32 protein-coding genes are annotated in these 26,506 nt (G+C 35.7%); 8 read left to right on the top strand and 24 right to left on the bottom strand.

Annotated elements, in window-relative coordinates; genetic code table 11:
• Window positions 1–151 precede the first annotated feature (151 nt).
• The 6 genes from CRN97_RS09055 to CRN97_RS09035 all read right to left on the bottom strand — a co-directional run bounded on the left by CRN97_RS09055 (window position 152) and on the right by CRN97_RS09035 (window position 2,574).
• Complete coding sequence (locus CRN97_RS09055; RefSeq protein ID WP_097076649.1) at window positions 152–514, bottom strand: nitroreductase family protein; 363 nt, start codon at window positions 512–514, stop codon at window positions 152–154.
• Window positions 504–641, bottom strand: a complete 138-nt coding sequence (locus CRN97_RS14155) for a hypothetical protein (RefSeq protein WP_179670726.1) — start codon at window positions 639–641, stop codon at window positions 504–506. The genes CRN97_RS09055 and CRN97_RS14155 overlap by 11 nt, the downstream gene beginning before the upstream one ends.
• 259 nt (window positions 642–900) lie before the next feature.
• Window positions 901–1,263: a P-loop NTPase family protein gene (locus CRN97_RS09050; protein ID WP_097076648.1), complete on the bottom strand. Its 363-nt coding sequence runs from the start codon at window positions 1,261–1,263 to the stop codon at window positions 901–903.
• A 267-nt stretch (window positions 1,264–1,530) separates the two neighbouring features.
• Entirely contained in the window at window positions 1,531–1,731 is a 201-nt protein-coding gene (locus CRN97_RS09045; protein ID WP_097076647.1) for a hypothetical protein, read from the bottom strand.
• A 21-nt stretch (window positions 1,732–1,752) separates the two neighbouring features.
• Complete coding sequence (locus CRN97_RS09040; RefSeq protein ID WP_072912303.1) at window positions 1,753–1,974, bottom strand: hypothetical protein; 222 nt, start codon at window positions 1,972–1,974, stop codon at window positions 1,753–1,755.
• A 6-nt stretch (window positions 1,975–1,980) separates the two neighbouring features.
• Complete coding sequence (locus CRN97_RS09035) at window positions 1,981–2,574, bottom strand: HD domain-containing protein (protein ID WP_097076646.1); 594 nt, start codon at window positions 2,572–2,574, stop codon at window positions 1,981–1,983.
• 167 nt (window positions 2,575–2,741) lie between these two features.
• Here CRN97_RS09035 and CRN97_RS09030 point away from each other — a divergent pair, with 167 nt between their 5' ends.
• Window positions 2,742–2,918, top strand: coding sequence for a tyrosine-type recombinase/integrase (locus CRN97_RS09030; RefSeq protein WP_272867641.1), 177 nt, complete (start codon window positions 2,742–2,744; stop codon window positions 2,916–2,918).
• A gap of 138 nt (window positions 2,919–3,056) precedes the next feature.
• Here the strand turns inward: CRN97_RS09030 and CRN97_RS09025 are convergent, their stop codons facing one another.
• The 6 genes from CRN97_RS09025 to CRN97_RS09000 form a co-directional block, all read right to left on the bottom strand.
• Window positions 3,057–5,150, bottom strand: a complete 2,094-nt coding sequence (locus CRN97_RS09025; RefSeq protein ID WP_097076644.1) for an AAA family ATPase — start codon at window positions 5,148–5,150, stop codon at window positions 3,057–3,059.
• Between the two features lie 92 nt (window positions 5,151–5,242).
• Window positions 5,243–5,605: a hypothetical protein gene (locus CRN97_RS09020; protein ID WP_097076643.1), complete on the bottom strand. Its 363-nt coding sequence runs from the start codon at window positions 5,603–5,605 to the stop codon at window positions 5,243–5,245.
• An 81-nt stretch (window positions 5,606–5,686) separates the two neighbouring features.
• Window positions 5,687–6,511 carry a hypothetical protein gene (locus tag CRN97_RS09015; protein ID WP_097076642.1) on the bottom strand — a complete coding sequence of 275 codons (825 nt, stop codon included), beginning with the start codon at window positions 6,509–6,511 and terminating at the stop codon, window positions 5,687–5,689.
• Window positions 6,512–6,529: 18 nt separating this feature from the next.
• A complete protein-coding gene (locus tag CRN97_RS09010; protein ID WP_097076641.1) occupies window positions 6,530–7,735 on the bottom strand; it encodes an MBL fold metallo-hydrolase in 1,206 nt (401 codons plus the stop codon).
• A gap of 16 nt (window positions 7,736–7,751) precedes the next feature.
• Window positions 7,752–8,735 (bottom strand): helix-turn-helix transcriptional regulator, encoded by a 984-nt coding sequence (locus CRN97_RS09005; RefSeq protein WP_097076640.1) that lies wholly within the window; start codon window positions 8,733–8,735, stop codon window positions 7,752–7,754.
• A gap of 181 nt (window positions 8,736–8,916) precedes the next feature.
• Window positions 8,917–9,300, bottom strand: a complete 384-nt coding sequence (locus CRN97_RS09000; RefSeq protein ID WP_097076639.1) for a hypothetical protein — start codon at window positions 9,298–9,300, stop codon at window positions 8,917–8,919.
• Between the two features lie 224 nt (window positions 9,301–9,524).
• Here CRN97_RS09000 and CRN97_RS08995 point away from each other — a divergent pair, with 224 nt between their 5' ends.
• Window positions 9,525–10,037: a SprT-like domain-containing protein gene (locus CRN97_RS08995; protein ID WP_097076638.1), complete on the top strand. Its 513-nt coding sequence runs from the start codon at window positions 9,525–9,527 to the stop codon at window positions 10,035–10,037.
• Between the two features lie 314 nt (window positions 10,038–10,351).
• Here the strand turns inward: CRN97_RS08995 and CRN97_RS08990 are convergent, their stop codons facing one another.
• From CRN97_RS08990 to CRN97_RS08970, 5 genes are read right to left on the bottom strand one after another with little or no spacing between them, the layout of a single operon-like run.
• Window positions 10,352–11,416: an SIS domain-containing protein gene (locus tag CRN97_RS08990; RefSeq protein ID WP_242962051.1), complete on the bottom strand. Its 1,065-nt coding sequence runs from the start codon at window positions 11,414–11,416 to the stop codon at window positions 10,352–10,354.
• An 18-nt stretch (window positions 11,417–11,434) separates the two neighbouring features.
• Entirely contained in the window at window positions 11,435–11,965 is a 531-nt protein-coding gene (locus CRN97_RS08985; RefSeq protein WP_097076637.1) for a GntR family transcriptional regulator, read from the bottom strand.
• A gap of 22 nt (window positions 11,966–11,987) precedes the next feature.
• Window positions 11,988–12,782 (bottom strand): fructoselysine 6-kinase, encoded by a 795-nt coding sequence (gene frlD / locus CRN97_RS08980; RefSeq protein ID WP_097076636.1) that lies wholly within the window; start codon window positions 12,780–12,782, stop codon window positions 11,988–11,990.
• Between the two features lie 13 nt (window positions 12,783–12,795).
• Window positions 12,796–13,527, bottom strand: a complete 732-nt coding sequence (locus CRN97_RS08975) for a GntR family transcriptional regulator (protein ID WP_097076635.1) — start codon at window positions 13,525–13,527, stop codon at window positions 12,796–12,798.
• Window positions 13,528–13,542: 15 nt separating this feature from the next.
• Window positions 13,543–14,892: an amino acid permease gene (locus CRN97_RS08970; RefSeq protein ID WP_097076634.1), complete on the bottom strand. Its 1,350-nt coding sequence runs from the start codon at window positions 14,890–14,892 to the stop codon at window positions 13,543–13,545.
• 409 nt (window positions 14,893–15,301) lie between these two features.
• On the opposite strand from CRN97_RS08970, the gene CRN97_RS08965 reads away from it, so the two are divergent.
• The 4 genes from CRN97_RS08965 (at window position 15,302) to CRN97_RS08950 (ending at window position 19,150) form a co-directional block, all read left to right on the top strand.
• Window positions 15,302–16,621, top strand: a complete 1,320-nt coding sequence (locus tag CRN97_RS08965; protein WP_102048063.1) for an amidohydrolase family protein — start codon at window positions 15,302–15,304, stop codon at window positions 16,619–16,621.
• A 385-nt stretch (window positions 16,622–17,006) separates the two neighbouring features.
• Window positions 17,007–18,377: a Y-family DNA polymerase gene (locus CRN97_RS08960; RefSeq protein WP_242962049.1), complete on the top strand. Its 1,371-nt coding sequence runs from the start codon at window positions 17,007–17,009 to the stop codon at window positions 18,375–18,377.
• A gap of 38 nt (window positions 18,378–18,415) precedes the next feature.
• The gene (locus tag CRN97_RS08955; protein WP_097076631.1) at window positions 18,416–18,643 is read left to right on the top strand and encodes a hypothetical protein; all 228 of its coding nucleotides are present in this window, start codon (window positions 18,416–18,418) and stop codon (window positions 18,641–18,643) included.
• A gap of 99 nt (window positions 18,644–18,742) precedes the next feature.
• Window positions 18,743–19,150: a hypothetical protein gene (locus CRN97_RS08950; protein WP_143483258.1), complete on the top strand. Its 408-nt coding sequence runs from the start codon at window positions 18,743–18,745 to the stop codon at window positions 19,148–19,150.
• Between the two features lie 42 nt (window positions 19,151–19,192).
• Here CRN97_RS08950 and CRN97_RS08945 read toward each other — a convergent pair whose 3' ends face one another.
• The 7 genes from CRN97_RS08945 to CRN97_RS08915 all read right to left on the bottom strand — a co-directional run bounded on the left by CRN97_RS08945 (window position 19,193) and on the right by CRN97_RS08915 (window position 25,022).
• Complete coding sequence (locus CRN97_RS08945) at window positions 19,193–19,522, bottom strand: rhodanese-like domain-containing protein (protein WP_097076629.1); 330 nt, start codon at window positions 19,520–19,522, stop codon at window positions 19,193–19,195.
• A 39-nt stretch (window positions 19,523–19,561) separates the two neighbouring features.
• Entirely contained in the window at window positions 19,562–19,771 is a 210-nt protein-coding gene (locus CRN97_RS08940; RefSeq protein ID WP_097076628.1) for a hypothetical protein, read from the bottom strand.
• A gap of 24 nt (window positions 19,772–19,795) precedes the next feature.
• Window positions 19,796–20,386, bottom strand: coding sequence for an HD domain-containing protein (locus CRN97_RS08935; RefSeq protein WP_097076627.1), 591 nt, complete (start codon window positions 20,384–20,386; stop codon window positions 19,796–19,798).
• A gap of 188 nt (window positions 20,387–20,574) precedes the next feature.
• Complete coding sequence (locus CRN97_RS08930; RefSeq protein WP_097076626.1) at window positions 20,575–21,810, bottom strand: glycerate kinase type-2 family protein; 1,236 nt, start codon at window positions 21,808–21,810, stop codon at window positions 20,575–20,577.
• Window positions 21,811–21,831: 21 nt separating this feature from the next.
• Complete coding sequence (locus CRN97_RS08925; protein ID WP_044937213.1) at window positions 21,832–23,223, bottom strand: GntP family permease; 1,392 nt, start codon at window positions 23,221–23,223, stop codon at window positions 21,832–21,834.
• A gap of 123 nt (window positions 23,224–23,346) precedes the next feature.
• Window positions 23,347–24,489 carry a CdaR family transcriptional regulator gene (locus CRN97_RS08920; RefSeq protein WP_033154319.1) on the bottom strand — a complete coding sequence of 381 codons (1,143 nt, stop codon included), beginning with the start codon at window positions 24,487–24,489 and terminating at the stop codon, window positions 23,347–23,349.
• Window positions 24,490–24,686: 197 nt separating this feature from the next.
• Window positions 24,687–25,022: a hypothetical protein gene (locus CRN97_RS08915; RefSeq protein WP_033151663.1), complete on the bottom strand. Its 336-nt coding sequence runs from the start codon at window positions 25,020–25,022 to the stop codon at window positions 24,687–24,689.
• A 189-nt stretch (window positions 25,023–25,211) separates the two neighbouring features.
• Between CRN97_RS08915 and CRN97_RS08910 the strand changes: the two genes are divergently transcribed.
• Both CRN97_RS08910 and CRN97_RS08905 read left to right on the top strand, forming a co-directional pair.
• Window positions 25,212–25,694, top strand: coding sequence for a GNAT family N-acetyltransferase (locus CRN97_RS08910; RefSeq protein ID WP_097076625.1), 483 nt, complete (start codon window positions 25,212–25,214; stop codon window positions 25,692–25,694).
• Window positions 25,691–26,269, top strand: coding sequence for a GDSL-type esterase/lipase family protein (locus tag CRN97_RS08905; RefSeq protein WP_097076624.1), 579 nt, complete (start codon window positions 25,691–25,693; stop codon window positions 26,267–26,269). Before CRN97_RS08910 ends, CRN97_RS08905 begins: the two co-directional genes overlap by 4 nt.
• Window positions 26,270–26,506: the final 237 nt, after the last annotated feature.

The following is a 26,506-nucleotide window of genomic DNA, read 5'->3' as shown; positions in this document are numbered from 1 at the left end:
AATCTCCTACGATTTATTCATTCACTATTATTTGAGTTCAATTATAGCATAAATTGAACTCAAATAAAATGACTTGAACTTAAATATATCACAGAAGGGTAAGTTATTGGACAAAGGTATATGATTGAATTGATTACGTATTATTCCGTGCCTATAAAGTATTAATCATTGAATCTAAGGAATTTCTTTTCTTATTGCCTAAAAGACTTTTAAAATCATCAGAGCGATATCCTAAATCCAAAAAACAGTTTTTTTTTTTAAAATTACTAGCAGCATCCTTGTCAGCACATACCAATATAACCATAGGTGCTCCATAACGGCAAGGATGAACACTATCCATTTTTTGAAGTGCTTCTTCACTTTTTAATATATATATGCGTTGTGGCTGTTTATTGAAAGCAGTTGGCGCCATACGTCCCGCTTCTAAAATATATTTAACCTGTTCTTCATTTGGTTTCTGATTACTGTACTTACGAACAGACTCTCTTGATTCTATAACTGTCTTAAATTCCATCTATAAATCTCCTTTTTTGCTTTGTTAATACAACTCCTATAACAGATGTAGAAATTCCCCAAAGAACCCAAAGGTCCAACATAACATAGCAAATTTCATAAATGGTTTCCTCCTTCATTTGAATCATAATTCATTATACGGGCTAATTTTTTAAAATGTCAGTAAAACTTTTTCATAACACAAAAAGCCAGTCTAATTGCAACCTCTGTAGCATTTACAGTCTTAACAAGCTCTAAAAGCTCAATAGCCGATGGGCCAAATTCATCCTTTAATACAAGAATAAAGTCTAGCTACTATAGCTTCTTTCATCTCCTTTGGATACCTGTTATAGCTCCGTCAGAGGGGAAAAGGTCATGGAAAATCAAATTTTACAATATAACTTTTTGTCAAAAATATGGTGCAAGAATATTCTTGACATCTTCCCCCTTATATCCAGTTGGTGTAACTTGAGATACGTCAAATATATTAACCGGTAGTAGTGGTATATGATTCTTGAAATATGCTTTTATTACTCTATAGGTTTCCGTTTTACCTGTCCCAGAAGGTGCCGCTAAAAGCATATTATGATTAATTGGCTTATTATAAGCTACACAATATAAGTAACTATGAATATTTGCTAAGATTCTGTTTATTGTTTTTTGTCCTATTACCTTACTTTCTATTTCAGCACAGAATTCTTCAAGCTTAACGTTTGAAAGCCATTTTCTAATTTGCTCTTTTAATGTATTTCCATTTATATTATTATTCATCTTTTTTTCCTCCATTGAAATCACTTGATGAAGTAATAATAGCAACCACTGTTTCAAAAAAAATGAACACATCCTATAAAAAAATGAGCCTCAGTAAAATGAGGCCCAGAATGATTATCCTAAAAGCACTTACCTAAGTAAGTGCTCATTTTTCAATCCCTCTACAATTTCAAATGCATCAGGCTTAACTTTATATCTTACTATAGAAAACCTAAATGCCATCACTCCAAACGACATTAACAAGTTTGTTAAATGGATGTGTCTAAGTCATCTTTTGTAATCCGCTGAGACATCTAAAAATGACCGAATCCCTGAGATATAATCATCATAAGCTGTTTCTGCATCTTTTCCGTGAAAAACTTTGCAAAGCCCACACATATCGCAATCTGCAATACATGGAAATATTTGCTTTATATAATCGCGCCGTTCTTGTTCGGTTGAATTTATAATATCTGGAGCTTCTTTCATAAATATACCTATTTTATTTGCCTATTTTATTTGCCTATCCTGACGGTATATAGACATATAATCCTTATTAATATCACTAATTTCACGTTTTCCATCTATATAGTCCTGGTAAATATCCCAAGGACTACCGCCACCAAGCCAACAAGACGAACAGTTTTCACAGCCGCCTCCACAATCAAGAGATGCTTTTATAATCTCTTCGCGTTCTTCTCGTGTTGTATCTTTAATAAGGATGGATTTCATAAGCCTTTACCCCGCTAACATTTCCTTGTTAATAGTATCCTCACTAGCTGCCATTGCTTGCAATGTTTTATCTAACAAATCGTTAAGCTCCCAGCCAAGCTGATTTGCACCACGTTCTATAACCTCTCGTGAGCATCCTGCAGCAAACCCTTTGCTTTTATATTTCTTCTTAAGAGATTTTAGTTCCATATCTTTAGTACTCTTAGATGGTCGCATTAGAGCTGCCGCCCAAATAAGTCCTGTCAGCTCATCAGCTGCAAAGAGTACTTTTTCCATCTCTCTTATTGGCTCTACATCTATAGTTTCTCCGCAACCAACAGTAATTCCATATCCGTGTGAACATATTGCATGAATAATATCATCACTCACACCACCCTCTTTTAATAATTCTGGAGCTTTCAAACAATGCTCATCAGGGTACAATTCAAAATCTATATCATGTAAAAGTCCAACAATTCCCCAATATTCCTCTTCATCTGCATAACCAAGTTCATTTGCATACCATTTCATAACAGCTTCAACGGTTAATGCGTGTTGAATATGAAAAGAATCCTTGTTGTATTTTTTCAGTAATTTAAAAGCTTCATCTCTTGAAATCATTGTTACTATCCCCCTTCTCTTATTTTCTAAAAGCATACTCTTTTAGTAGGTAAATAGCAATCTCTATATTTTATAGGATGAATGGTTATTAAGTTTTCGATTTGGCTAATAAGGCGATTTTATTCATAGACAATTAATACGTTAGAGCGTCGCTTCACCACAATGATATCAGCGTACACAAGCTTCGCTCTAGCTTTGCTATGGAGTTTTATAAGTCTGAACACGATATTCTGGTTCTTCAAAACCATATGGGACACGCTTCTATCGCAGCTACTAACATTTATGCTAGGGCCAGCGATAAGGAAGATGCTGTAAATAAGCCCAGAAATTGGCGCCAGAAGTAAGACATATTTTAGAAGAACTCAGAGAAATTATACAATAGTGACCTATCAAAGGTACCAAATAAAGATGACAAGTAATGTCATTCTTAAAATTTTTCCAATACAATTGAAGTCTCGACACAAATAATTTACTTTGACACATCAAACAGCAAATCCTATTTCATTAGCCTTTTTCTTAAGACATGCATCGGATAGATTTACATCAAAATCCGAAACTAACAGTTTCTCCACACTTGACTTAGGTATTTCTTTGTCTTTATATGTTGAATATAGTCTCTGAGATTGCTTCAACACTGCTTGCTCCAAAAGATTTCTTACAAAACGTCCATTTCCAAATTCCTTTTCAATACAAGCCTTTTCACAGATGTTCTTACACTTTTCAATTGCTTTATTATCTAATTTCAAGCCCCTATTTTTTGCCATAAGCTTAAGAATGTCGGTAAGTTCCTCACCGTTATAATCTGGAAAATCTATATGAAAGGCTATTCTACTTCTCAAGCCTTCATTTTGATCCAAAAAATCAGCCATCTTATCTGGATAACCTGCAAATATTACAATTACGTCATCTCTGTGGTTTTCCATTTCTTGCACAATAGTATTTATTGCTTCCGCACCAAAGCTTCTTCTATCGTCCACCAAGGAATATGCTTCATCAATAAATAGTACCCCTCCACTTGCTTCCTTGAATTTATCTCTTACTTCACGAGCCGTCCATCCAACGTATTGACCGACCAAATCTGCCCTTCCACACTCAACTAAAGCTCCAGTCTTTAGCACACCTTCTTCCGTTAATATATCTGTCAAAAGTCTTGCCACAGTTGTTTTGGCGCTTCCTGGATTTCCTGTAAATACCATATGTTTAGATATTCCTCCATCCTTCAACCCGTACCCATCACGAATACTCTGCATTTTATAGGATGCTACGATTTGGTCTGCCAAAGCCTTCACTTCAGAAAGGCCTACCATTTCCTGTAATTCTTTGTATGCACTTTTTTTCTTTTTCTTTTCTTCTTTTTTTACGATGCATTTACATTCCTTGTAGGAACTATATACTTTATTTTTTAGAACTTCTCTAGTCCATTTGTTAAAAGCTGCATGCACGTCATAGCATTTATATACTTTTCTCTCAGCTTGTAAATAATTTTCTAAACTTTCATCTTTGAATTTATAAAATGTACTTTCTTTCGCAAGATAATCAAGATATGCTAGTGCCTCTTCCCGATTTCCTGCCCCTTCGTGTATCTCAATTCTATCCATAAAGTCGTCAGTCTTAATCAATAACTCTTTAGCAAACCCTGGATTTTCACACTCTTCCAAAAAGAAAAAAAGCGTCTTTTCACAATATCCTTCAACCAATTCAGAAAAATACCTAATAACTCTCTTATAGCTTTGAGCATAATTTCCATGGTTTTCGTCACTACCACGCATATCAATTACAATTGCAGCACCATCAGCGTGTTTACAAATATGCTCTAGATCACTCTCATCATAGCAACCTTCTTTGATTTGACTAATCAAGTTAACTCTTGAACTTAATAATCGACCCTGACTATAAAGCATTTGAACTAAAAGCTTTATTATTTCCATCCCAGAATCTCTATTACCAGAAGATATACAGTAATGAACTGGATACCCATAAAACTTCCGAGCATTTCCCTTTGCATAAATTCGATCTAATTCATCAAAAAGAGTCACATCTGCCATTATTTCTCTAGCACGGCAAACTGCTTCTTTCTTGCTCAATTTCTCATTTGTAACTACCGTTTCGTTTAACTTAAAATAACTATTACCATAAAAATCAAAGTCAAGATCCCTTTTATTCTTTCTTGCTGACCGTTTTAAATAATCTCTGTTATCAGCATCTTCCAGCATCTGGCCATACTCTTTTGTGGTTATCTCTGATATGGGAGAAGCAGATATCTCCTCAGCACCATACGTTTTATCAGCTTCATTTATAATTATTTTTTTTACCTTTAAAACTGATACCTTATCAGGCCATATACCTATGGCAAAATCTATATTTTCATCATCTGCATTATAAGCAAAAGCAAAAAAATCATCGTGCGATGTATGAGAATAAATCTCTGCATTCAGTATTGCCATCCTATTTTCAAGTGATTCGTTCTTTTTATCTCTATCATCTTCTTTAGTACCAAGTTTTCTTAATGATTTGTATTGCAGTTTCAAGTTATAACATAGCATAGTATATCTCCTCCATTTTGCTATCACCATCATTCATCTGCATCATGTGAAATGTGCTTTTATATGCACATAATAAAAAAAGCAATGCACCATTTTTGGCACATTGCAAAATTACTTTTTCTTCATTAAAAGCTACTTATGTATTGACCAACGTATACAACCTCAAAATTCTCATACATTGAATCAACATTAGCTCCGATGCGTAGCTTCTCTGTCATATTTCGGTTCAAGCCATAATCCCACATGTCAAAAACTTCTATACTGGTTTCTACTACTATCTCCATTATTCTCGTTTCCTGATCCACTACATAATATAGCTCTACAATCTTGTAATCACGTAATCCCAGTTCATACAAATACTGATAGCAATAATCTCCATCACACCCGAATACGTCAGGATTATCCTTAAGGTACTTGCTTATGGCATTAAAAATCTCGACATAGAATCTGTTTTCTAGGATAAGCTTGGTTTGTTCTAAATCATTCATTAAATCTATTCTCCTAGTAATATTATTCCAGTTTGATCATAAAAAAAGCAATGTACTTTTTAGCGCACATTGCTTTTACCATCAGATATAATGTTTTCTTATTTTGAAGGAATCCGCTTTAATCTCGTATGAAAAATAAACTGTAATATCCAAAAATCGCATCAATTCAAGTAGTTTTTGATGAAGCATTGGTTCATTTTTTGCTTCATTCATCTCTTCAAACTGTTTACCTTTATACGCAATAAGTGGTGCCGTCTTGAAAACTATAGGTTTAGGAACAGATCCAAACCATGAAACATGCTTCTTGAGATCTTCAATGAATCGGGCTCGATCAATCGTTTGTAAATACGAAAATCCCTCCATTACACATCTATACATTGATTCATCACTTAATTCTTTTTTTACTTCTAAAAGCCATATTGTAGCTTTGCTCTCAGATGAAAAAGAAATTAAATCCACATTTCCTACTTTGCGCGTTCTATAAGGATCTTTGTCTGCCTCTCTTAGATGTGCTAATGGAGTCTCAAAGTCAATAATTTTTCCTATTCCGTCATAAACTAATCCATTTTTAGAATTAATATACATTTGTCGGCAAATGATTTTTTCATCATCATCTTTTAAATGATTCTTTCCATCATCACCTTTTCTTGCTTTATCAATATTAGTTCTATATTTACTAAAATAGCTTAACCCCGGACTAGGTTCTATTTTCCATACATTTTCCCGTTGTATTCTCTTTAATTCATTTGCCCTTTTCAAAACGTATTCAGCCATTACTTCGGAATAAAATACGCTCCCATGTTTGTCACTCGTTTTTGCAGTAGTACTACATCGGTATTGATAAAGATTTTCCAATGGGTAAGTATCCATTTTTTTTACAATTGTTTTTTTATAATATGCGCACATAAATGTTGCCCCTCCTTTTTATATAGAAATATGCTCCCCATCCTCTATATTTAGTCTTTGAATTCTATCACTTAGATTAATCTGGCATTCTTGTTCGTCGTTTGACTTTGTATGATGCACCACCACCTTATCTGGCCTAACAATATCAATTGCCCGCTCTAAATCTTCCTTTGTAACATGACCAGAAACATGTGCCCAAATCAAATTGTCTCCAGCATAGTCTATCAATTGCTTTATATTTGGAAATTTTTTTATATACCCACTCCACATAGAATAAATTAAGCATGTGTCTTTAGGGTGTCTTTCAAAATAGTCTTTTACAATTAATGGGAAATGATGATTAGCTCTGACAACCATTCCAAAGCCAACCTTTTCAGCCCTCTCCATCACATAATCACTATCATACAGTATCTTGCGAGACTTAAACTGTTCATCTCTATCCTCATCATAAATTTGTATCAAATCATACTGATATCTATCTGTAATCCTATACTTTCCATCTGGCACACATCTTGAAAATGATGCAATTCTATCTAACTGTGATGAAGATGCCAGTAAGAAAACATATTTATACTTTGTAAATGCTTCAGTAAAAACTGGTACTAAAGCTTGTTCTGTAAAATATGGTATATTTGATGCTGTATCTTTTGAGATATTTGTACCTTCCGTAATCATCAAATCAATATGTCCAATATTCTTTAGTGAAGTCTCAACCTTATCCTTGTAAAAACCGTGCAAACGATAATCACCAGTAATAAGAATTCTTTTACCATATGCCTCTATTAAGTACATTACAGAATTAGCAGCGGAATGATCTGATTCTAATGCAGTAATAGTAAAATCCTTAATCTTTAAAGGCTTTCCAATTTCAATCTCATTTACTGTATCAGCCCATACTGCTCCAACTACTCCTTTTCTATAATCCTGTTGGAGCTCAAGAATCTTCCTGGCATGCTTTTCCATATAAACTGGAATCGCTGCGTCAACAAAATCCACTTCACCAATGTGATCGCCATGATAGTGTGTGAGAAAGATACCATCGCAATTAGTACTTCCGGTAGTGACACCATCAATATCAAGACGAGCCTGATCACCTTCTCCTTCTAGTGGAGCGCCTATGTCAAACAGTAGCCTCGTATTATCTGTAAATACTTCAGTGCACACACCACCTATCTGCTTAGCACCTCTATGTATCCTAACTTTTACAGTTTCATCTGTTCTCATATGCTATCTCCTGTCTTTAGCGATACTTCTTTTCTATTTCCTTGCACGCATTTTTAATACGTTCTCGCATACTCTCAGGTTCAAGTACCTCTATATTCAAGCCATATTGCATAGCCCAATAGAAAAATGTATCCGGATTGCATTTTAAACTGACAATAATCTCATCGTCGCCTTCTGGAATAACTCTAAAATCTTTTCCAAAGCTATCCACCAAGTTATCCATCAGATTTTCATGAGCTTTTAGCTTAATATGAATACTATCCCCAGAATACATATAAAAATGCTCTGCTAAATGTTCTTTCAGATTAAGACCATTTTCATATCCTTTAATACTTTTAATTGGCTTAGCTTTTTCCTTTAGTATCTCTACATCTGTGATTCTATCCAATCTGTAATGAGATAAATCTTCATACTCCGCATTATTGGCTATAAGATAGTATTTCCCTCTATTGCTAACCATCTGATACGGACTTACATCATATTTAAAATCCCGCTTTGGATGAAGTTTGAAGTCTATTCCATATTGCAAATACGAAAAGGATATCTGCCGTCCCTTTGAAATAGCCTCATCAATAACCGCTATAGAATTCATCACCTTTTGGTTATCCGCATTCTTTCCACTGGAAGTACTATGAATATGCGATACATGTGCTTTGAAGAATTTATTAGAATATCGCTCTAACTTCTTTACCAAAGAATGTGCATCCTTATCTGATATAGCTCCCGAAGTAAAGATACTATCTATCATCAGACGTAGTTCTGCATCAGTAAAATCACGCGTATTCAAATAATAGCCTTGCTTCGCGACGATATCATACCCCATCTCTTGAAGGCTAACTATGTTATTCTTAACTGCTCTTCTTTCGCAGTCCATTCCATAGTTGGTTTTAAGTAAATCGATAATATCCTGCTGTAATAACCTATGCTCACTATCAGAGTATTCTCGTAATATATCTAAAATGAGCATATTCAACATCTTTTTTGTTCCCGTTCCGTACATAAAATGGCCTCCAGTAAAAGTATCTACTGAGGATAATAGCATTAATGTATGTGCATTTTATGGCACATGTAAATCAAAACAAATTTTATTAATCCCTCCAGTCCTCTCTGTTTATTATTCTTATGTATTAAATTTGAGAGGGAGTTAACGTTAACGACAATTCGCGACTATTAAGATACCTTTAGTCTCTCGTAAATTGAGCTAGATATTTATAGTGAGTCGAGCCATCAGGAATCCATATGATTTGATCCTCAAATTCTAGAAGTTCAAATGTATCTATAATTATCCTTTTCGCATCTTCATCCTCTATTATGACAGGATTCGCAAAGACTTTAATCTTTCCTTTTCTTATTTCAACCCTCCCGCGAGGATAATAATTATACGGATACTCGCTATTCCTCTTGCTCCATTCTTTTTTATGATTAAAATTTGTTCCCGATTTGGAGCTAAACTCAACATCCTCAAGCGCAGTTCCATCAATATTGCATTCAACAAATACAGGAATAATATGCTCTTCAACTCCATAACGGCTAGTATTACAGTACCAGAATATCCCTTTTTTCATAAAGCGTTCACTCCTCTATGTAATAATCGTTTCCTTTATTTATCATAAAAAAAGTGATGCGCAAAAAAGCGCACATTCTATATATGGATGAATCTATCCAACCCCACCGAGATGCCTATAATCAGCGAGTTCAGTACGGATTGTTATATTGTGACCCATGTAAATTTTGATCTTTCTTATTACAATACTTATAATTTCCTTATTCTGTTATTGGAAAATATAAAATGAAAGCCTTTGATATACTAAAAGAACAATGTATCCATGAGGTTACCCATCTCGGCATCAAGCTCGGTACCATCTCATCATGGACTACAAATTCAAGAGCTAAGACCCGCTGGGGATTATGCAAATTGAACCGTGATGGAAGTTATTCTATTGAGATTGCTTCCCGTCTATTGGAAGATGATAGAATTTCAGAACAATCTTGCAAGGAAACCATAACCCACGAACTTCTCCATACTTGCAAAGGCTGTATGCGTCACACTGGCAAGTGGAAATACTACGCTGAAGTTGTTAATCAGGTCTATGGCTACAATATTAAACGTGTAACTCAAGGTTCTGAGAAAGGTATTGAAAATTACGAAGATGGGGAAATGGCAATAAAATATGTCTTCACCTGCGGCAACTGTGGTGCCACCATCTACCGCAAGCGAGACAGTAAATTCACTAGAAATTATAGATATTATGGCTGCGCCAGATGTGGAGCTGCAGCCTGGTCTAAGAGGACGATTAGTTAATCTTCGGCTTGCAAGAAGATTTGCCGGTATCCCTTCCACATCATTTCACAAATAACTTGCAGCGAAAGACCTCCACATAAACCGCCAAAAGCTGGAATTATAATACTCTTAATATTGTTATCCATTATTAGATTATTCCCCCACAAACCAATACTAAGTTGTTATATTTGTTAGTTTTACTTTTCAAATAATTGAATATATTCCTATCAAATATTCTACAATACAATATTATGAATTCTTAGAATCTTCATCAACAGCTTTTGGAAAAACTACTATAAAAAAAGAGACATCATATGATGTCTCTTAATGCTTAATTAGTAATCAAACTGTCTATAATATCTTCTAATAGAAAGAGGATGTCTTAAGAAGAGTTCCATATAAGAGTCAACTCTTGCGTTGACGGCTCTCATAACTAAATGTGAAATGCTTCCTCTAAACTTCTCACTGATACCCTTTAAAGGATATTCCTTTGTATCAATAATAGTATAATTTGCATTTACTTTAGGAAGGAATCTTGCAACACGTTCTGCAAGTGGTCGCTGCTCATCTTCTCCTATAAATAATGTAACAGGAGTATCAGCAACTATTATTTCCTGCATGCCGTGGAAGAACTCTTGGCAGCTGATGGATTTTGTTCTAATCCACATCTGTTCTTCCCAATAGCACATCGCATATGAATATGTTGCGCCGTACTGATTTCCGGATCCAATGAAATAATGAGGTAGATCCTTATGTGAATTCAAGAAATCAACCTTTTCACTCGCATAATTGTAAGCCCATTCATCAGCAGATTTTTCTACATCAATCAAAGCATCTGCCAAACTAGCTTCCATCTGACGGTTATACTCATCATAGTCTTCAAACTCACCATTTTTATACATAAGATAGTTTGCTACCATATAAAACTTTAGCTGCTCATTTGCAGGATACATAATTAGATAATCCTGGTTTTCTGGCTGAGTTAAAACTGTATTTGGTGTATCTATGAAAGCAAAGACTTTCGCACCAATATCTTTTACCTTTTTAACTAGTTCTACCATTTCTTTAGTATTACCTGAAACAGATGAATATATTAAAACGGATTTTTCTGTAAATCTTTTATTTCCTGTAGTAAGAAATTCAGCAGCATTCTCAACATATACCGGAAGCTTAGATCTACCTCTCATATAAACCTCAACCTGCATACTTGAAGCATAAGTTCCGCCAATGCCCATAAAGTAAATACCATCAAATCCATCTTCCCAGATAGTATCAACAATCTTCTCTATGTCACTTCGAAGTTTTAATGCCCCATTAATGCTGTCTCTAATTTTATCCTCGTCGAAACTTCTTAAATGTGGACCCTCAACTTCTGCCCACATACTTATTTTATTATTCATGTCAAAACTCCAATTTATCTATGCTTGAAAAAAATGTACATTGAAATTACATTTATCTCCTCTGACGTAATTTTTATTAAATTCTATTACTCTACCTAAATCGTCATATGAAGTACTTTGGAAAAAAAGTGTAGGAACATCCTCTTTAATACCAAGTAGCTTTGCATCAGATTTATCGGGAATAACCAAATCAAGCGTCTCATCAGCTCGATAAAGATTTATTCCAAACATCTTATATGTTTCATATATAGAAAACATATTTAGATTGATGCCACCCATCTTTGGAACAAGATAATGGGGGATGTATATTTCTTCCAAAGAAACCGGCTCATCATTAGCCAAACATAGTCTTCTAATATAAAAAAGATAATCGTCCGGTTTTATGCCAAAAAGCTCAGCATAAAGATTTCCGGCTTCTCTTAAATATTTATTCAAAATTCTAATAGATGGCACTAAGTCCTTCTCAATCATAGTTTGAGTAAATCCCTTTAAGTCATCCATATTTCTTTGAATTTTATTTTGATTATTCCCAAAATTCTTATTGCTCATAAATGTAATTCCAATTATCTATTTACCATGCTCCAAAATATTTGAGAGTATCTGTAGCTGTAGCAGCTCCCTGTGCCATTGATTCCTCAATAGCCTTACCCTCTGTAATGCCTTTTAAAAAACCTGCAATATAACTATCCCCTGCGCCCATGCTATCAACTAGATGATCACATTCTTTAATTCCGCATTTATAGAAATTAACGCCATCAAAGCATAAGCTGCCTTCTTCTCCTAGCATTGCTATAACAAGCTTTGGCCCTTGCTTATAAATAGTAGTCATTTTTTCTCTCAATTCAGGAGTGTCTCCTAAATCTGATGAGAAAAATACATAGTCAGCAAAAGGTATAGCCACCTGTGCTTCATTATCTTCTGGACGATCAGCGCAATCAAAGGCAGTGGTAATACCCATAGCCTTTAAATCTTTTAGTTGACCTTCGACCTTGCCCCACAAGTCAGCCACAACAACATCATGGCTTGCAATATATTTCATATCCTCATTTGTGAGTTTAAAATCGGCAAGTACGCCTTCATCATAGTCGCCAAATACTCTTTCACCATCCACTAATTGAACCTGGGAAACTGCCGTCTTACCATCATTTACATAAAGATGGGAAACGTTAACTCCCTTAGATTCAATTGATTCTTTCATGAACTGACCATAGCTGTCATTTCCAACTGGCCCAATATATGATGCTTCTCCGCCAATACGAACTGTGTAAACCGCCATATTAACAGGTCCGCCACCTGCAAAAGCCTTTCCACCTTCAACATTATTGTAGTAATCAATACAATTACTACCTACTGCCGCAAGTTTCATTATTCTACCTCTTTTAATCAACGTCCATTCTTAGTGAACTTGAGAACTGTGCCTGATCAGGACGGGATAAAATATTAAAATATTCAACTACTCGTCCCTCTACATCAGTTGTAATTCCAGAAAGACAAAATAAAAAACTGCCTTCTTTAACATCTAATTTCTCTGCTATCTCTGAAGAAGCATATTCTATTCCAATATCTTCATTTCCCTGATATAGGATTAATCCATAGTTTTTAAGTACTTTAAAAAGTGATACATCAATAAAACTATTATTCTCGATGCCCTCACACAATTGATAGTTGATATAGCTTTCCTCAAGCCTAAATGGAACATTGTTCTTTCTACGAATTCTCTTTAGGCAAAATACTTTCGAGCCTTCACTTATTCCAAGTTTTTCAGCAAGAAACTCATCTGCCTTAAGCATTTCTGAATCCACAACATCTGTCCACAGAAAATTTCCTGTTCCTTTAAAGGATTCCGTTGTAGATTTTGCATCCTGTAAGTTGATTCTAAATTTAGGTGGCGCAACATACGTGCCCGATCCTACCTCACTATAAAGGATGTTTTCCTCAGTCAATCGCTTTATAGCAGACCGCAAGGTGGAACGATTAATGTTCCATTTTTCACATAATTGACGTTCACTAGGTAGCTTGGCATGTGGTCCTAACTTTTGTTCGCTTATATACCACTTGATTTGCTCCATAGCAAAGTCTCTTGGTTTAACTTTCCTAATCTGTTCCACCATCAGTCTCCTTAAATACTATTTTTCTGCAGCTTTATTCTTTCTATCCCAATAATAATATACAGGAAGACCAGTGACAACTGCTATAAGTGCACATAACAAACTTTGAACAGGAGCATATGTCAACTCACCCCAAATTAAAGTTCCAGTCATTACGATTGCAATAACAGGCATGATGATTCCACCTGGACAAATATATGAAGGATTGTATCCTTTCTCGCTTCCCTTCTTGCGTAATACAAAAATAGTAAAGAAAGTAAGAAGATTCTTTAACAAAGCAACCATTGTAAAGTAGCCAAGTAATCCAGATAAATCTGTTGCAAAAATAAGAACGATTGCTACAGCACACTGAATAATAATTGAGAAGTATGGTGTCTCATACTTTGGATGTACTTTTGCAAAAGACTTGAAGAAAAGGTTATCCTTTGCCATTGCATATTCGATACGTGGCTGGTACATGATGCATGAAGAAAGAGAACCAATTACAACTATTATAGCCATAATAGCTACGATTGTTCCTGCATATGAACCAATTACAGGTAATTTAGATGCAAGAAGTGCTATTGGTGCACTTGACTCAGCTAACTCATCAATTGTAAGCATTCCAGATGCAACGAAAGTAAGTCCTGCATATAAAACTAAAACTACTATCGCTGTAAGGATAAGACCAAGTGGCATATTCTTCTTAGGATCTTTAATCTCTCCAGACATATAGCAAGCAGCGCCCATACCGTCATATGACCAAGTTGTTGCTGCAATACCTGCAATCAAAGCAGCAAATGTTCCACTCGAAAATCCTGAAAGTCTTGTTGATGAAAGTAATAATGAAGAATCAATATTAAATAAACCGATTCCAATTACAAGAGCAAATGGAAGAATCTTTAAAGCTGTAATAATAGTCTGGAATTTTCCGCCACCTTCTACCGAACGAAGATGAATACACATAAAGAAAATTACAAATGCAACAGCAATTAATTTAAGAATCAATCCATGCACAGGGAAGAAAAATGCTAAGTGGTTTACAATCGCAAGTGCCATGATTGAAATTGATGGTGGATCTGTTGCCCAAAAGCTTATCCATCCACAAAAGAATGCAAGAGGTCTAGAACCTGCTTCTCTAAAGTATACATACTGGCCTCCATCCTCTGGATACGCTGATGCCAACTCTGAATAAACAAAGTTAGCAGGAATCTGAAGTAAACCTCCAATTACAAACGCTAAAACTAAGAACAAACTACTACCAGCTGCATTGGCTACCTCTGATAAAGAAGAGAAAATACCTGAGCCGACAGTTGTGCCTACGCCTAGCGCTACAACTGCGCTCAGGCCAAGCTTACGCCCGAGTTCATTATTATTTTTTTCTGACATTATGCCTATCTCCTTTTTAGTGGCTGTGCTAACCACTTTTCCATAACATTAAATAGAAAACTCTTATTCTCATTTTCTTCTGTTTCCTTTTTGAACTCGTTGGCCATTGAATTCTATAACTATTTAATCAATTCCATTCTCCTAAATCAATTTGCTAATACCCTAAAAATGAAATTATTTTTTATTCCAATTCCCAAAATCTATATGGATTATCAAAACCAAAACATACCAATTTAGTCGTTGCTTACAATTAGGCCCTTTATTTTTATCAAATTCTCCAAAAATCACACCGACACCTTGCAAATGGCTGATTTAAATGCTACTTTCAATGTACCTTAAAGAAACGTGCAATTCTTTTAAGTTATTCTTATTTCTCATTTTCTCCTGTTCAACAACGGGAGGATTTTTTATGTCTAAATATGCTGATACTATCATCATTTCTGATAGTATTTTTGATTCAGTTGCTGAGTTTCCCTATAAGGGTTTTATTTGTATAACAGATGGACTAATCTCAAATATCATAAAGGGCGAATACACAGGTAATTACAAAAACGAAAACACCGTTGTAATTGAAGCCACTGGAATGACAGTCATGGCAGGGGCCATTGACGTTCATTGCTTCTTTGCAGGCTATGCTTTAGAACAGTATCAAAAGCTTAATAACAAACCTTTAACTGAACCAACTCCAGATCTACTTAAAGAAATACTGAATAATAGAGAATACATTATTCCATTTTTCAAAAACCATATGAAAATGCTTAATAGTAAAGGTATTACCGCTGTTAAAGAGATGGGATTTGATGATTACTATGGTTTTACAACCATTCTAGAAGAATTAGAAAAGTCAAATGAACTATCTGTACGTTTTCATTTTATGAGCCAACCTATGGAATCTGCTATTAACATTCCTTATGGAATTTCAATGAGAAAAAAATTCAGCTCTGATTTCGTTAAGTTCTCTGGGTTCAATATGATGACAGATGGTTCTGTAAGTGATAACTGTGCAGAAATAAAAGAACCTTATCTTGATATGGACACTTGCTGCATGCAAGACATAAATTGGGATCAAATTAAAGCCGACGTACTCTTAGCTGACGAAAATGGTTTTCGTTATTCTCTACATGCACAAGGTGATGCTGCCATCCATAATGCAATCGAAGTATTAGATAACTGCCAAAAAACACCTGATGGAAAACTAAAAAACAGACATGCTATTACCGACTTAGAATTTTCTGATGCAAGTGATTTTGTAAAGATGGGAAACATTGGAATTGTTGGAGAAATCTACCCTCAGATTCAGTCACTTGCTCATAGGAAAGATAAGCTAGAAATGATTGATACGAAAATAGGTCTTGATAGAGGACAAAACTATTGGAATCGACGCTCTGCCCTAGATGCAGGGGTCACCTTGAGTTGCGGAACTGATTTGCCTTTACTTATCGATGACATTCCAGAATCTATATATCATGCAGTCGGAGGTCTTTTCCCTGATTCTGATCTTCCTTTCAATCAGTCAAATATGATTTCAAGAGCAGAATTATTAAAAGCATGGACTTATGGAGGCGCATATAACCTTTCCATTGAAAAAAAAGCAGGATCTCTAGAAGTTGGTAAATTCGCAGACTTAGTTATTTTTGATGGCGACTTGTTTAGAACAGATATTAATTCCATCAAAAATATAAAAGTTAAATATACTTACTTAGCAGGAAACTTGGTTTTCCAAAACTGAGCCTTTGAAAAAATCTCTGTAAATTTAATATAAGACAATTATTATTGGGTCTTCTATGATAAAATCTTTATTTATCAAGTAGGCCCATTTTTATGGCAAACAAGTGATTGTGTCAATAATGTATTATCAAGCTTTAAAATAAAAAAAGTAAAATCAATCAATGTAGAATTAAGTTGTACATTCTAGAATTTAAAAATTCATTTTACTTAAGATTTTTTCGTATTTTATAATTTGTTCGATTTACAAGAATACATGTTCGGGTGTATTATCTACTTACAAAAGGCAAACATATTTTCGGAAAGTATGTTCGCAATTTATCAAGGAGGTAAGGCAACTGGATATGTCTAAGCATTTACTACTCCCCAAATGCTACATAGCTATAGATATGAAGTCGTTCTATGCATCTGTTGAATGCGTTGCCAGAGGTCTTGATCCACTTAAAGCTAACCTTCTAGTCGCTGATGGAAGTAGAACCGACCAAACCATCTGCTTGGCAGTCTCTCCCGCTCTTAAAGCTATAGGCGTTCCAAGTAGACCTAGACTATTTGAGGCAAAACAAGCCATAGAGAAGTACGAGCGACTCCACCATACTAAGGTTCTTTATATTACTGCAGTCCCACGTATGCTCGAATATGAGAAAGTATCAGCCAAGATTTACGGTATTTTTCTAAAATATGTAGCCCCAGAAGACATCCATGTTTACAGCATCGATGAGAGTTTCATTGATTGCACACCATACTTGCATCTATATGAACCCGCATCTATAAAATCTGGCCAAAGCCCAGCTCACATTATGGCTATGACAATGATTAGTGATGTACTCAAGCAAACTGGCATTACTGCCACCGTTGGGATTGGAACAAATCTATATCTTGCAAAGGTAGCCATGGATATCGTTGCTAAGAAGGCTCCTGCAGACAAAGATGGTGTACGTATTGCTGCTCTTACAGAAGATTCATATAAGACTTTACTATGGCCACATAAACCCCTCACAGACTTTTGGCAAATAGGAAATGGTAAAGCCCGTCGCTTGGAACGAAATATGATGTACACCATGGGCGATGTTGCAGAACGATCTCAACTAGATGAGGAGTGGTTTTATAAAACCTTTGGCATTGATGCAGAGATACTAATTGATCATGCCTGGGGAATCGAGCCTGTTACAATGCATGATATTAAAAACTACAAATCCGATAACCACTCTCTTTCCAACGGACAAGTATTGCCTAGACCATATAAGTACGAAGAAGCATGTATTGTTCTAAAAGAGATGATTGATATCCTCTGTTGTGACATGTACAAGAAGAATCTAGTATCGTCAAAGTTTACCTGGTGGGTAAGCTACGACTACAAAAGCCTTGAATACTGCCCTCACTACGATGGGCCACTAGCTATAGATTGGTATGGTAGACTCCATCCAGCACATTCTAATGGCACAGTAAACCTTCGTAATGCGACAAACACTTCTAAGCTTGTAATTGAAGCAATCATGAATGATGTGATAAAGAAAACTGACCATAGAATACTATTCCGCCGACTTGGCATATGTGCTTGTAATGTTCAAAACGATGGTGGCTATTTTCAAATGGATCTATTCACCAACTATGAAGCGCTTAACAAAGAGCAGCTCATTCATTCTGCACTTTTAGAGGTAAGGACTAGGTATGGAGCAAATGCAATATTAAAAGGAATTAACCTTCTAGAAGGTGCTACCACAAGAGAGCGAAATGTTCAAATCGGCGGGCATAAAGCTTAGTTTAATAACCTATATTTTATGAAATTGGATGAAATGATATGATTACTGATAGATACAAAAAAGTGTATGAAAGAGGCAAACCAAAGCACTCTCCTTTTGATGATTTTTCAGTCAAACATCCGGCTATGGATTTATCTAGACGTGCCAAAATATTCAGCCCCTTCGATGCACTAAAAGGATTTAATGAAGAAATCGCAAGTACAGAACTCTCTTTTGAAGCAAATTACTCTGACTTAGAACATGTACCTGTAGAAGAATATCCATAGGAGATTCACCATGTGTACTAGATATGCACTTGATATAACTCAACCTGAAGGTCATCTTTGGTTCATGGGGATAGATTAATAATAGAAGGTATAAAAGAAATGAAACTATTTAGTGGTATTATAATTTTTCTTGTAATAGCAAGTGTGTTTGCTCTATTGAGACATATTTATTATATAAAAAAATGTACAATTAAAGTATCTGCTGTAGTTGAAGCAATTGAAGCTTCTCATGCTGGCTATTACAAACCACCACTATTTTACCCAATCTATCGATACAAAGTTGAGCATTGGTGGTATACTGCTCGTTCTCAGGTTGAAATCCCTTTTTGGTACAAAAAACCTAAATTCAAAATTGGCGACACAGCATATATTTGGGTATGCCCTTCTAATCATAAAGTCTGTATTCCTGAAGAATACAGGAACAATAAAAGTGGTCCTAATGATTTATGGTTTAGTATTATTGGCACAACACTATGTATATTAGCAATTGTATTTAAACTCTATTAATAAAGGCAGCTGTCCAGACTCCATATTATAGACGTCCAAAAATTAGTTACTTCCTATTACTGTTTTTCCTTTGTAAGATACTATTCCACCTATACTTTTAGCATTTGTATATCCCATCCTCTCCATGGCTTTCACTGCAGATGCACTTCTAGATCCACGAAGACAATATACATAAACAGGCGTGTCTTTGTCATTAATGACATCCACTACCTTTTCTATATTCTCCACTGGCACATTTTTACTTCCAGGAATGTGTCCACCCGAATACTCTTCTTCTGTTCGCACATCAAGGAGCACTGCGGTTTCTACAGACTTCATAGCTTCTACTTCAGCATTAATATCTACATGCTTGAAAAGATTAAATAATCCCATATTCTACCTCTCAATCCTACGACATTAGTTCAATCATACTTACTTTTCTCTACTCTTTATACCATCATAGATTTTCTGCTCTATCTCATCATTAGACAAAGAGTAATACTCATATTCACTAAAAGATATGACAACATCCCCAAGCTCTGTTTCAGCAATGACACAGTCTTTTCCTTCAAAGAAAATCTTATATGTCTTTCCAGCTAAGAGCTTTGTGAATTGTCTTTCCTCAAGAAATTCTCTTTCCATAGCAAAATCCCCCTACTATTCATGTTATTTACTAGGTTTGTAGTTATCTTTATCAACCACAATATAGATATCTTCACCCATCTTCTGCTCAAAATAATCTTTTAGCCCCAAATTAGTATCCCATTTTTCAGGATCATAGTAACCATATCTTCTTTTAACATCAGACATTCTATCTATGATGTCCATAACGCCCTCAGCACCACCAATGGAATCACAAAGTTGAATTAACTTATCATATTCATCAAGTTCTATCTTATCCAATTCTGTTTTTATTAATTCGGTCTCTTCATCCGTTGTATCAAAGTTGCCAACATAACCATCAATGCTTTTTCCATTGAATGAATGTGTAAGACAAACTCTGGCTGGTTCATCATAACCAAGTGACATCATATAAGAATATCCATCAGAAACATGTCCAAGATGACGTTTTCCAAATCGTCTGCCAATGTCATGTAACAAACCTACTACATATGCTTTTTCTGCATCAAGCCCACTTTTTGCAGCAATACATTCAGCGCAGTGGGCTACAGTTCTACTATGATCTCCCCAAGGACCTGGATTCATTTTTTCTGCTTCTTCAAGAAGTCTCATTGCCTCATTTCTAGTTGGATACATATATCTATTCTCCGCAATACCCCTTTAACTGTTCTTCAATCTGTTTCTTATAATCACAAAGAACTGCTAAGAAACAGCCACATCAACCGCAACAAAAGTCATCATAAAGACCCTTTTGGCATAAAATAACCCCTCCGTATATACGAACTAAACTAAGCTTAGTATATCACAGAAGGGTATATTATTCCTTAGATATCAATCAGTGCTATGGCAACATCATTCACGTTCGTTCCTGTTGCACCAGTTATTATCAGGCCATCAACTGCTTTTAATGCATTGTATGCATCGTTATCTTTAAGAACATCATGTATGTTGATTCCTTTAGATAGTAATTCTTGATAAGTCTCGTTATCAACATATCCTCCAGCGGCATCTGTTGGGCCATCTGTTCCATCACTTCCAACTGATGCTACAGCAATGCCCCTATTTCCAGCTATTCCTATAGCAGCGCTGAGTGCAAGTTCCTGATTTCTTCCACCTTTACCGGTACCAGTAAGATGAACCACTGTCTCTCCACCAGCAATAATGGCAAGCCTTTCATTTTCTTTTGCTTTAGTCTTTGCGATGCTAGCAAGAAAACTTCCTGCATCTCTCGCCTCGCAGCAAAGCTCATCGGTCAAAATAATAGACTTGTAACCTAACTTTCCACTGTTACTAGCAGCAGCTCTGCAAAGTTCTCTAACTGATCCCGTTATGTGAGTTTCTACATTATTTAATTCTTTAGGAGTTTCTTTATTCAATAGCTCTTCAGCTTCCTTCGAAAGCTTGATATTGTATTTACGAACTATTTCTTTTGCTTCATCACATGTAGAAAAATCAGGATATGCTGGACCACTTGCTATCATATCAAGTGGATCTCCAACTATATCACTAAGCACAATACTAAATACTTTGGCTGGAGCACAGGATAAAGCAAATCTGCCGCCCTTTACTTTGCTAAGACGCTTGCGAATAGTGTTTATCTCTACTATATCAGCACCACTAGCAAGTAACTGTTTTGTAATGTCTTGTAGTTCTTCACCAGAAATTAATGGCAATTCAAACAGGGCACTTCCACCACCGGAAAGCAAAAAGATAACTGTGTCATCTTCTGATAGGCCTTCCACTAATTCAATAGCCTTTTTTGTCGCATCAAAGCTATTTTGATCAGGTACTGGATGTCCTGCTTCAAAGCATTGTATCCCCTCAATATTGCTTTTAACATGATCATATTTTGTTATTACAATGCCGCCATCTAATCTTTTAAGAACCTTTTTTGCTGCTGCGGCCATTTGCCAAGCCGCCTTTCCAGCGGCTACTAGAATCACTTTACCTTTTCCATAAGAGAAATTGTTAAGAGCTCTAGTAACCGCCTCATCAGGCAGAACTTCTTTTATTGTGTTTTCAACAATATAATCAATATCATTCCTTAATTTCTGATTCATAAAACTTCCTCAATCACATTTTTAATGTATGAATAGGCTAAGTATAGCTATTTCAATTATAGCTGCAATACCCATAACGAGTGATGCTACTGTCCAGGTCTTGTAACCTCTTTCAGGAGTCATCTCACCAAAGTTTGTAACAACCCAGTAATAAGAATCGTTTGCATGTGATACTGTCATAGCACCTGCTCCGATTGCCATACATACAAGTGTTATCTGTGCTGGTGTAGTAAATCCAAGCACTGGAAGAAGTGGAGCTACAATACCAGCTGTTGTTGTAAGTGCTACTGTAGATGATCCCTGAGCACTCTTTAAGATAGCTGAAAGTAAGAATGGGAAGAAGATGCCCATTGCTGAAAGTACTGTCGCATGCTCTGAAATGTAGTTAACCATATCAGAAGAAGCAATAACTTTACCAAGTACACCACCAGCAGCTGTAATGAAAAGAATAGGACCAACTGTCTTTAAAGTATCGTTTACGATGTCATAGAACTCATCAATCTTTTTAGCTCCGCAAAGCTGAATAACAGCAAAGATTGTACCTACTGCAAGCGCGATAATAGGTGTTCCTAAGAACTTGCAGATGCTAGCACCAGCTCCTGTTACCTTAGCCATTGTAACAATTGAAGATAATGCCATAAGAATGATTGGAACGATAATAGGTGCAAGAGCAGAGAATCCATTTGGAAGCTTACCATACTCAGCAACTAATTCTTCGTATGTTTTGCTAACTGCGTTTGTATCAAATTCATCATCGGCCTTAACCTTCTTGCCAATAAATGTAGCATAGAAATATGCTGCAATAAGTGGACAGATTGAACATACTAAACCAAGTCCAATTACAAGAAGTAAATTATCACCAATTCCAAGAGTATTTGCTGCAGCAATTGGACCTGGTGTAGGAGGTATAAATACGTGAGATGTAAATAGACCAGCTGCAAGACCAACTGTCATTGCAACAGAAGATGAAGCTGTTCTCTTTACTAATGCTTTACGGATAGGGTTTAAGATTACAAATCCCGAATCACAGAATACTGGGATTGAAACAACCCAACCCATAAGCTCCATAGCAAGTACAGGATGATTCTTGCCTACAATCTTAATTACTATGTCAGCAAGTTTTAAAGCTGCACCTGTTTTCTCCAAGATACTTCCTATTAAAGCACCAAGGATAATAACAATACCAATAGATGTAAATGTGCCAGAGAAGCCCTGACCAATTACAGTAGCTATACCAGCCTTTGTTGTTCCGTCCTCTAATGTGACATCAACAATAGGAATGCCCGCTAACAGACCTAATACTAAAGAGATGCACATAATTGAAATAAATGGGTGAATCTTGAATCTTGAGATCATGACAATCATTAATACGATTGCCAAAATAAAGATGATAATTAACGGAAATCCAGTCATGGAACCGCCCTCCCTTCTTAAAGCATTTATAAGATACTTTTATGATAAGGGAGGGCAATATAGAATTTAATGTACTATCATTACAAAAAGAATATCAATTTTTTGTGTTGAGAACACAACACATTATATATTGTATTTGTTCCTCTTCCTATACAAATAGGTGTAGAAACTCTCTAAAAAGCTTCTATCAGAAGCTTTTGCCACTGGGTCGATATCCATTAATTCCTTGTATTTATTGTATCGATAAACCAATGTATTCTTATGTATGAATAACTCCTGGGCTGCTTTATTAAAGTTAAAGTTGTTTCTAATTAAAGCTCCAACTGTCTCTATGAAATCATCAATCTTTCCCTCTGGAAATTTGCTTTCAAAGATATAAAACATATTTGCCATATCTCTCATTGGCGTAATGAAATGCAAATACTCTCCTACATGATCATAGAAGAAAACGGAGCTTCCCTCTGTTTTTATATATTCCTGTAACCATCTACAATGTCTGTATGCATAGTAATAGCGTGCATAAGAATCTTGGAAACTACCAATGTAAAACTTTGCCTGAGTATCATTTTCTTTCATCCATCTAAGAACTGGACTTAAATACTCTCCAACTATGTATTTGTAATCAGAGAACAGTTCGCTAACTGTGTCAGGCATAGTTTTAAATATGATGACTCTCTTTTCATCAAGCGCCAAAGAAACATCTTTTAGAGTATGATATGGACTCTTTTTAAGATGTACTAAAAAGTCAGATGCATTGACCCCATCCATAATGGCTAAGATAGGAATTCTAATTCTTTCTTCAGGATAGCCAAGTTCCTCAGCCAACTCACGTATTTCCTGCGAATCCGCATACTCAACCTCAGTTAACATATGGATAAAACGTTCTTTTCGATTTTCACGTAGTCTGGCTTTTTCTTGCTGCTTTTCATAGCGAAGCATAGACTGAATTGCCATCTTTACAATCATTGCTACAGGTCTGACTTCCTCTGGCTCTCCAGTAAGACCAACTACTCCCTCTCGCCTTCCATCCATCTCTATTACCATGTTTATGCCTGGAAGAACGTTTGGAAACTGCTCAATGGTTGTAGTATCAACTATGTCCTCTTCCCCATGAACAATCCTGTAAGCAATTTCGTGATACTGCCCCACTCGCTCACTGTTTCTGCTTGCTATTATTACACCGTCTTCATCCATAATGTTTACATTATATGAAGTGTATTCCGTTACCTGTTCAATAAACTTTTCCGCTAAAAGCTTACTAATCATGCCCCTTCTCCCTTTCCATCATCCTATTAATTATTGTAAATCTTCACCCATATAAAAGCCACAACCTCCAGGCCAAAAACAGACCCCAAAGTAACAATACCTGCATCAATAAATCCCATTGACATCAAACATAAAAAAACTAGGAGCTGCTGCTCCTAGCTTTTAAATATATTATGAAATTAGAATTGAATGTATGTTTACGCAATAACCGACATCATCGCAAGCATTCCTAAATTTGTTATATAACTTCTTCCCTCGTGTATGTTCCAATACTTCTCATCAACTGACTTTACATCGAGAAATTCTCCGAAGTTTAACGGAGACCCCGGACCATCTGCAACAAATGGAACAATATATCTTCCTGAAGCATTATCTTTGTAAACCCCAATCCCCGCCTCATCTGGGTCATTAATATTGATAGTCCTACTGAAGGATATTAATTCATCTAAACTGGAAGCTTCTGCTTCAAAGAAGTACTCCTCGTTCTCCTCTTCTTCATTTCTTATTACATCTAAATCGTACTCTATAATCAAAAACTTTTACCTCTATTTCTAAAAATTAGCTTTGATATATTAGCACGACTTTTAAAATGACTCTACATGCAATTTTTCTAGTATGTGTTATATGTAACCAAGTATGAAAACTATAGATAATAGTCTTGCAAACTTTGAAAATAATGGCTATTCTCAATCTATCCAATACAATTCTTATGGAGTTATGAAATGATAATTAGAACTGCAACTATAGATGATTTAGCAGATATTTCTGCAGTTGAAGCCGAATGCTTCCCACCTGCAGAAGCAGCTACTATAGATGAATTTAAAGAAAGACTCGAGCATTATGCCAATCACTTCTGGCTTATGTTTGATGATGACAAGCTTATAGCTTTCGTAGATGGCTTTTGCACTGATGAGCCTGACCTTACCGATGAAATGTATGCTAAAGCTGATATGCATAGTGAAGAAGGTGCATGGCAAATGATTTTTGGCGTAAATACTCTCCCTGGCTATAGAAAACAAGGCTTTGCGGGAGAACTTATTAAACAAGCCATTTCGGATGCTAAATTCCAAGGTCGTAAAGGCCTCGTCCTTACTTGTAAAGATAAACTCATACATTACTATTCTAAGTTTGGATTTGTGAATGAAGGTATAAGTGAATCAGTTCACGGCAATGTTACCTGGTATCAAATGAGGTTAACTCTATGAAAAAACTAATTCTATTTGGAGATTCAAATACATATGGCTATGATCCAAGAGGCTTCTTGGGTGGTAGATATCCTACAGAAGTTCGCTGGACTACTCATATAAAAGAAGCCCTAAAAGATAACTATGAAGTCATTGGGGAAGGAATGAATGGCCGAATGTTGCCTGAATTAGGCTATGGCTATTTCACAACAACCATTCAAAATCTAACTAAAGAAGATGTCTTTGTGATGATGCTTGGCACCAATGATATTCTACTTACAAATCATCCAGATGTAGAAGCTACACTTCAAAGACTTGATAGCATTCTTGATTATGTTAATCAAAACTGCATGGCTAGATTTATCCTGATTGCCCCACCATACATAAGCGCATCAGATTCTGAAATGGGACTATACCATGACTGCAGCTTACGACTTAATGCAGGCTATATGAAACTAGCACAGGAGCATAACATAAATGCTATCGATGCTGGAAAATGGAATATAGAGATGGGTTACGACGGAGTTCATTTTTCAATTGATGGGCATAAAAAGTTTGCCGAATCTCTATCGGAAGTTTTATCTAGAATATTGTGATGTTCTCCTACTACCTATATTTATTTTGATTACTCAGATAGTATGATTTTCTGCAATTACTACTACCTAGATTCATTATCTGTTTCTAGATAGTAAGATTTCTCCTGTTTCTTACTATCTAGAATCAAATTCTATTTACAGATAGTAAAAATCTGCTCTATCATTACTATCTAGATTTATTTCTTTCTCCCAGATAGTAAAATTTCCAACCAACACTACTGCCTAGTTTCAGTTTCA

This window comes from Pseudobutyrivibrio ruminis DSM 9787 (assembly GCF_900218035.1).
GTDB classification, from domain to species: Bacteria; Bacillota; Clostridia; order Lachnospirales; family Lachnospiraceae; genus Pseudobutyrivibrio; species Pseudobutyrivibrio ruminis.
The sequence above is the reverse complement of the archived record's forward strand: the minus strand, read 5'-3'. Positions and strand labels throughout refer to the sequence as shown.

Bases quoted from the DNA above. Each gene is read 5' to 3' on its own strand.
- CRN97_RS09005 (WP_097076640.1), bottom strand. From the start codon at position 8,735: ATGTACGGAACGGGAACAAAAAAGATGTTGAATATGCTCATTTTAGAT.
- CRN97_RS08935 (WP_097076627.1), bottom strand. From the start codon at position 20,386: ATGTATCCAACTAGAAATGAGGCAATGAGACTTCTTGAAGAAGCAGAA.
- CRN97_RS08995 (WP_097076638.1), top strand. From the start codon at position 9,525: ATGAAAGCCTTTGATATACTAAAAGAACAATGTATCCATGAGGTTACC.
- CRN97_RS08930 (WP_097076626.1), bottom strand. From the start codon at position 21,810: ATGAATCAGAAATTAAGGAATGATATTGATTATATTGTTGAAAACACA.
- CRN97_RS09020 (WP_097076643.1), bottom strand. From the start codon at position 5,605: ATGAATGATTTAGAACAAACCAAGCTTATCCTAGAAAACAGATTCTAT.
- CRN97_RS08945 (WP_097076629.1), bottom strand. From the start codon at position 19,522: ATGGGATTATTTAATCTTTTCAAGCATGTAGATATTAATGCTGAAGTA.
- CRN97_RS08920 (WP_033154319.1), bottom strand. From the start codon at position 24,489: ATGATTAGTAAGCTTTTAGCGGAAAAGTTTATTGAACAGGTAACGGAA.
- CRN97_RS09010 (WP_097076641.1), bottom strand. From the start codon at position 7,735: ATGAGAACAGATGAAACTGTAAAAGTTAGGATACATAGAGGTGCTAAG.
- CRN97_RS08940 (WP_097076628.1), bottom strand. From the start codon at position 19,771: ATGGAAAGAGAATTTCTTGAGGAAAGACAATTCACAAAGCTCTTAGCT.
- CRN97_RS08965 (WP_102048063.1), top strand. From the start codon at position 15,302: ATGTCTAAATATGCTGATACTATCATCATTTCTGATAGTATTTTTGAT.
- CRN97_RS09040 (WP_072912303.1), bottom strand. From the start codon at position 1,974: ATGAAATCCATCCTTATTAAAGATACAACACGAGAAGAACGCGAAGAG.
- CRN97_RS09015 (WP_097076642.1), bottom strand. From the start codon at position 6,511: ATGTGCGCATATTATAAAAAAACAATTGTAAAAAAAATGGATACTTAC.
- CRN97_RS08905 (WP_097076624.1), top strand. From the start codon at position 25,691: ATGAAAAAACTAATTCTATTTGGAGATTCAAATACATATGGCTATGAT.
- frlD (WP_097076636.1), bottom strand. From the start codon at position 12,782: ATGAAACTTGCGGCAGTAGGTAGTAATTGTATTGATTACTACAATAAT.
- CRN97_RS09035 (WP_097076646.1), bottom strand. From the start codon at position 2,574: ATGATTTCAAGAGATGAAGCTTTTAAATTACTGAAAAAATACAACAAG.
- CRN97_RS09055 (WP_097076649.1), bottom strand. From the start codon at position 514: ATGGAATTTAAGACAGTTATAGAATCAAGAGAGTCTGTTCGTAAGTAC.
- CRN97_RS09050 (WP_097076648.1), bottom strand. From the start codon at position 1,263: ATGAATAATAATATAAATGGAAATACATTAAAAGAGCAAATTAGAAAA.
- CRN97_RS08950 (WP_143483258.1), top strand. From the start codon at position 18,743: ATGAAACTATTTAGTGGTATTATAATTTTTCTTGTAATAGCAAGTGTG.
- CRN97_RS08975 (WP_097076635.1), bottom strand. From the start codon at position 13,527: ATGGTGGAACAGATTAGGAAAGTTAAACCAAGAGACTTTGCTATGGAG.
- CRN97_RS08990 (WP_242962051.1), bottom strand. From the start codon at position 11,416: ATGAATAATAAAATAAGTATGTGGGCAGAAGTTGAGGGTCCACATTTA.
- CRN97_RS09025 (WP_097076644.1), bottom strand. From the start codon at position 5,150: ATGATGGTGATAGCAAAATGGAGGAGATATACTATGCTATGTTATAAC.
- CRN97_RS08970 (WP_097076634.1), bottom strand. From the start codon at position 14,892: ATGTCAGAAAAAAATAATAATGAACTCGGGCGTAAGCTTGGCCTGAGC.
- CRN97_RS08955 (WP_097076631.1), top strand. From the start codon at position 18,416: ATGATTACTGATAGATACAAAAAAGTGTATGAAAGAGGCAAACCAAAG.
- CRN97_RS08960 (WP_242962049.1), top strand. From the start codon at position 17,007: ATGAAGTCGTTCTATGCATCTGTTGAATGCGTTGCCAGAGGTCTTGAT.
- CRN97_RS09045 (WP_097076647.1), bottom strand. From the start codon at position 1,731: ATGAAAGAAGCTCCAGATATTATAAATTCAACCGAACAAGAACGGCGC.
- CRN97_RS08910 (WP_097076625.1), top strand. From the start codon at position 25,212: ATGATAATTAGAACTGCAACTATAGATGATTTAGCAGATATTTCTGCA.
- CRN97_RS08925 (WP_044937213.1), bottom strand. From the start codon at position 23,223: ATGACTGGATTTCCGTTAATTATCATCTTTATTTTGGCAATCGTATTA.
- CRN97_RS14155 (WP_179670726.1), bottom strand. From the start codon at position 641: ATGATTCAAATGAAGGAGGAAACCATTTATGAAATTTGCTATGTTATG.
- CRN97_RS09000 (WP_097076639.1), bottom strand. From the start codon at position 9,300: ATGAAAAAAGGGATATTCTGGTACTGTAATACTAGCCGTTATGGAGTT.
- CRN97_RS08985 (WP_097076637.1), bottom strand. From the start codon at position 11,965: ATGAGCAATAAGAATTTTGGGAATAATCAAAATAAAATTCAAAGAAAT.